This is a genomic window from Corallococcus exercitus (assembly GCF_003611585.1).
Classification (GTDB): domain Bacteria; phylum Myxococcota; class Myxococcia; order Myxococcales; family Myxococcaceae; genus Corallococcus; species Corallococcus exercitus.
In genome coordinates, this window is record NZ_RAVW01000550.1 from 1 (window position 1) to 5,413 (window position 5,413).

Annotated in this window: 4 protein-coding genes; 3 read left to right on the forward strand and 1 reads right to left on the reverse strand. The window is 70.9% G+C overall.

The features are described 5' to 3' along the window. On the reverse strand, positions 1-2,243 hold a 2,243-nt coding region (locus tag D7W79_RS38290), incomplete at its 3' end, for a tetratricopeptide repeat protein (RefSeq protein WP_500681252.1). Between the two features lie 238 nt (positions 2,244-2,481). On the opposite strand from D7W79_RS38290, the gene D7W79_RS44630 reads away from it, so the two are divergent. From D7W79_RS44630 to D7W79_RS43395, 3 genes are all read left to right on the forward strand, one after another. Next, a complete protein-coding gene (locus tag D7W79_RS44630; RefSeq protein WP_208729951.1) occupies positions 2,482-2,769 on the forward strand; it encodes a hypothetical protein in 288 nt (95 codons plus the stop codon). Between the two features lie 324 nt (positions 2,770-3,093). Then, positions 3,094-3,882, forward strand: a complete 789-nt coding sequence (locus tag D7W79_RS43390) for a hypothetical protein (RefSeq protein ID WP_147442266.1) — start codon at positions 3,094-3,096, stop codon at positions 3,880-3,882. A gap of 6 nt (positions 3,883-3,888) precedes the next feature. Continuing rightward, the gene (locus tag D7W79_RS43395) at positions 3,889-4,272 is read left to right on the forward strand and encodes a hypothetical protein (RefSeq protein ID WP_147442267.1); all 384 of its coding nucleotides are present in this window, start codon (positions 3,889-3,891) and stop codon (positions 4,270-4,272) included. Positions 4,273-5,413: the final 1,141 nt, after the last annotated feature.

Consider the following 5,413-nt stretch of genomic DNA (forward strand, 5'->3'; position numbering starts at 1 on the left):
GGCGCGGAGGGGGCGGCCTTGCGAGACACGGCGGCTTCGAGTTCCACGTCCGGAGGGAGCGGTGCTCCGAAGGCCGTGGTGCTTTCGCGGGGCGGTGCGGAGGGGGCTCGCTGCTTGCGGTCAGGCGCGGAGGAGCCGTCGTCCGGCGGGAGTGCCGGTTCGCTCGCGGCACCGCGAGAGGGCCTCATGGCCCGGGCCATGCCGCTGGGCGCGGGTGCGGATTCCGCGAGCGAGGCAGGGCCTTCCGCTGAAGCCTTCGAGGACGCGGAGCGACGGGGTGGCTCTGCTTCCGGCGACGTGCTCGCGACCGACGCGTGACGGCCGGAGGGGGCCTTCGGTTGGCGGGGGGCGTCCGCGCCCGGTGCCGTGGCACCTGCGGGCGCGTGACGTCCGGGCGAGGCCTCCGGTGGGTGAGCGGCGTCCGTGTTCGGTGCCGTGGCGCCCGCGGATGCGTGACGGTCGGACGGGGCCTTCGGTTGGCGCGAAGCTTCCGTGTTCGGGGCGGGAGCACTTGCGGCAGCGTGACGGCCGGATGGTGCCTTCGGTTGGCGGAGCGCTTCCGTGGAGGACGATGCGGGGCCTACCGGCGAATGACTTCCCGACGGTGCCTTCGGCTTGCGGAGTGCATCGTTGGAGGACGATGCGGAGCCTACTGGCGAATGACTTCCCGACGGTGCCTTCGGCTTGCGGAGTGCATCGTTGGAGGACGATGCGGAGCCTACCGGCGAATGACTTCCAGCCGGGGTCTTCGGCTGCCGAGGTGCTTCCGTGGAGGACGATGCTGCGCCCACCGGAGCGTGACGTCCCGAGGGGGCCTTCGGTTGAGCCCCAGCGGGTGAGGCCTTGGCCTTTCGGGCAGTGCCGTCCTTCGCACGGGGCGAACGCTTCGCCGGTGCATCGTCGGACGAGGCCTCCTCCGCCTTGAGCAGCGATGGGACATCCGTGTTGGACGTCACCTCGTCCGACAGGTCCTTGCGCTTCGAGGGCACGAGCACCGACGGCGGCGCCACGAGCACCGATGGCGGCGGCACGCCGACGGTCTGCGGCGGCGCCGTGCGCGCGAGTTCGGGCGCAGGCGGACGGGCGCGCTGCTCGCGGGACTTTCGCAGGCTCTCGGCGCGGCGTGCGTAGAGGCGGGCCTTCTCGGTGTTGTGCAGCACCTCGCGACAGAAGAGCGCGAGCCGCTCCCAGGTGTGCTGGCGCTCCTCGTCGTCCTCCGTCGCGGTGGCCGCGTTCTCCAGCGCCCAGGCGGCCTCGCCGAACTGCTCGCGCTCGGTGCAGCGGTCCGCGAGCAGCAGCCAGGCTTCCTTGTGCCCCGGTTCGAAGCGCACGGCCTGGCGCAGCTCCGCCAGGGCCGCGCCCGCGTCGCCCATCGCCTCCAGCGTGGCGACCCGCTCCAGGTGCGCCTTGCGCGCGGCCGGTCCCCGAGGCTCACGGGCCAGCTGCGCGTGCAGCAACTGGCTCAGCGCGGGCAGATCCCCCAGGCGGCGCGCGAGCGCCAACAGGTGCTCCCGGGGCTGCTCGTTGTCGGGGCTCTCCGCGAGCACCTCGGCCCAGGCCCACTGCGCGATGCGCAGGTCGCCCAGCGACTCCTCCGCGGTCTGCGCGAGCACCCGCAGCGCCTCCAGGCGATCCGGTGCGCGGCGAGGCGCGGCGGCACAGGCGGCGCGCAGCCGCTCGACCTGGGCGAAGCGCTCCTCGTCGGAGACACTGCGCACCAGCCCCGCGAGCACGGGCAGCATTCCGGGCACGAGCGCATCCGCCGCGTCGAAGTCCTCTCGAGCCTTCGCGGGATTGCCCATGTTCAACTGCCGCTCGCCGCGCGTCAGCAGGGCCACGGCCCGAGCCCGTGAGGTCCTCGCGCGCGCGATCGCGTCATCGAGCGCACGGCGTACAAGCGAGGCGTCCTCGCGCTGGGACAAGAGGCGGACCTGCTCACGCAACGCGGTGCGCTCACCGGTCAGCTCGACGATCTCCCGGTACATGCGCGCGGCGCCCGCGGAGTCCTGGAGTTCGTTCTCCATCACCTCCGCGAGCCGCGTGAGCGCTTCAGCGCGCTCAGGGGCGTCCTTCGCGCGGTCCGCGCGCTTGAGGTACAGCTGCGCCAGTTCGCGCCACGCTCGGCGCGCGATGAGTTGGGCCTCCTGGCGCTGTGACTGAGCCCGCTCCGAGCCCTCGTCCGAGCCGCGCGCGGAGGAAGCCGCGTCCGGAGCCGGGCTCGTGCCGGGCTCGGAGGGCTTCACCGATGGGAGGCGCGTGGAGTCGCGCTTGGGGGCAGCGGAGGTTGCCTGCGCCGGTGCGCGTGGCGCGGATGAGTCTGGCTGCGGGAAGACCACCTCCGACGTCGATTCCTCTTCGTCGAACGCGGGCTTCGCGGTGGAGGGAACCAGCACGGAGGCCCGTCGCGGAGCAGCTGGCTTCTCGGCACGGGACTGCGTTGCCGCGGAAGCGCCCTTCTCTGCTTCCACACGCTCGGGCGGGATGATTTCCGAGGTCGACTCTTCCTCGTCGAACGCCATTGCTGGCGCGCCTGGCACCAGGACCGCGCTGGAAGAACTCCGCTCCGCCGACGCACGTGCATCCGGGGTCTTCGCGGATGCGTCGGCCGGACGCGGGAGGATGACTTCCGACGTCGCTTCGTCCGCGTCGAAGCCCTTCGAGGGACCACCCGGCACCAGCACCGCATCCGGCTGGCGTGGAGGCGTCTTCTTCGACGTCGATGCGTTTTCGCTGGATGGCTTTGCTTGCGTCCCGGCCGGCTCGGACTGACGCGGGTGGAGGTGCTCCGTCGCCGCTGCGTTCTCGCCGGAGGTTTTCGCCGGAGCGTCCGCTGCCGGTCCGGCCGGACGCGGAAGGAGCATCTCCGACGTTGATTCGTCTTCGTCGAAAGCCGTGGAGGGCGCTCCCGGTACCAGCACCGATACGAGCGGACGCGGCGGCATCCGCTCTGATGCGGACTCGTCGTGACCCGAAGTCTTCGAGGATGCTCCCGTCACGACGGAGGGTGCTTCCTCGGATGGCTTCCGCGACGCCGTCGCGGGCTTCTCTTCGAGAGCTTGTGAGGTATCGGCTGGCGATGCCTCTTCGAGCTTCTTGCCGAAGACCTGCGTCGACTCGAACACCGGAGGGGCGCTCGGCGCGGCAGCAGGCGGCTTTTCGACCGCGGAGGCGGTATCAACGGGCGATGTGCTCGACGCCGTGACGCCACGCACTTCGGCAGTCGGTGTCACAGCCTTTTCTTCAGGCGTCCGCGCGGCCGACGATGCACTCGGTGCGGCGACGGACTTCTCGTCGGGCGTTTGCGTTGCATCCGACGACGTTGCTTCGACGGCCTTCGCTTCGGGCGCTACCGCCGTGTCCGCGGGCGGTGACGATGCGTTCGACGTCGCGGCCACGTGCTCAGGCGCCTGTGCCGCGTTGGTTGGCGACGCGATGTGCTCAGGCGCTTGTGCCGCATCCGGTGACGACGACGCGCTTGATGCGGCTTCAACACGCTCCGACGTCCGTGGCACATCCACGGCCGGAGATACGCTCGGTACCGCGACGCCGTGCTCAGGTGACTCTGGCACTTCTACTGAAGACGGTGCGTCCGATGCCGTTTCGGCGCGCGCAGGAGCCCGTGTCTCGTCTGTCAGCAGCAATGCGCTCAACGCCGCGAGGACGTGTTCGGGCACGTCAGCGGATGGCGATGCACCCAATGCCGCGATGACGTTCGCAGGCACATCCGTAGCGTTTGCGGACGAAGCGCTCGACGCCGCGACGCCACTCGCAGACACATCCGCAGCGTTTGCGGACGACGAAGCGCTCGACACCGCTACGGCACTCGCAGACACATCCACAGCATTTGCGGACGGAGCGCTCGACACCGTGACGCCGCGCTGAGACGCCTTGGCCGCATCTACTGACGACGAATCGCTCGATACCGCGATGCCACTCGCAGGCACATGCGCAGCATTCACGGACGACGAATCACTCGATACCGCGACGCCACTCGCAGGCACATGCGCAGCATTCACGGACGACGAATCGCTCGACACCGCTACGCCGCGCTCCGGAGTTTGTGTCCTCTCCGGGGACGACGATGCGCTTGATACGTCCACAGCGCTTTCAGGTGCCTGTGCCGCATCCGATGCCGATGCCCCAGTCGACGCCACGACAGCACTTGCAGGGGCCTGCGCCGTATCCGACGCCGCAGTGACGCTCTCGGACTTCGGCGCCGCGTCCACGGGCGACAACGTGCTCAAGGCCGCATCGGTCGTCGACGTCGCATAGCCGGAGGGCAACCCCTTCGACGTACCAACCGCCCCCTGCCCCCCATCCCTCAGCGGCGACTCATCCGATGCCTCGGCGCTCTTGTCGCGCAGCGCCTGCGCTACCTCGTCAGGACGCGCCGTGTCCGGTGCCTTCTCGCCAGTCCCCTGTGACACGCCCTCCGGCTTCTCAGCGGAGATTCCAACCACGAGTCCACGTGCCTCGGAAGCCCTGGCACCGGAAGCTCCCGCCAACGCCTGCTCCGTCCCCATCACGTACGGCACAGGAGCCTGAACAGACCTCGCCCCCTGCGGCGGCGTCACCACCCGGGCCTTTCCCGGTCCTTCGTCCTCCCAGGGGAACTCGGGTCCTCGCGACGCCGTACGTCCCAGCCCGGCCCACTCTCCCAGCGGGACCTGCACCGTGTCGGCTCGCGGAGCCCTGGCTGGCGGCACCTGCACCACCGGCATCTCCACCACCGTGTTGCCCAGCTCCGGATCCGACAGCGCCAGCGCGGACACCTCCACGGTCTTCGTCCGGGACTCCTCGTCCTCCGCGGGCGGCCTCCGCGACGGCGCTTCCTTCGCCTTCGCCACCCGCTCGCGCAGCACGTCCAGCACGAAGCGGGCCCTGGCGTCGTCGGGCGCGTCCATCAACAAGCCGTTGAGCACCGCCGCGGCGCGCGCCTCCTGCCCCGTGCGCCGCAACACCCGCGACAGCTGCCGGCGGACCTCACGGCGCACTTCGCCCCGCTCCGTCACCATCGCGGCGTCCAGCAGGGTGATGACGGCGCGCTCCGTGCCCGCTCGCAGCGCGCAGCGGACCAGCACCGCCGCGAGCCGGGGCGTCATCGGCAGGGAACGGCTGGCGGACACCAGGCCGGAATACGCCCGCGCCGCCTGTCCCTCCCGGAGCAACCGAGCGGCATCCCGGCAGACCTGGGCCACCGCGCCTCGCACGTCCTCGCCTCGCGAACCCGTCCCTGGTCCTCGAGGGGAGGGCTCCGGCGTCCCTGGGCCCTTGCCGTGTCTCCCGCCACCCATGAAGCCCCCAGTCTACACACGATGCGCGCGACGGGGGCACCCCGTCCGCTCCCACGAAGGGGCTCGGGGTTTCCAGGTTCTCAGGGGGCGGCCGCCGCCCCGATGGCCCCCTCCGGAAT

What these genes read in the sequence shown, in the direction of transcription:
- D7W79_RS44630 (WP_208729951.1), top strand. Translation starts at nt 2,482, where the DNA reads ATGATTTCCGAGGTCGACTCTTCCTCGTCGAACGCCATTGCTGGCGCG.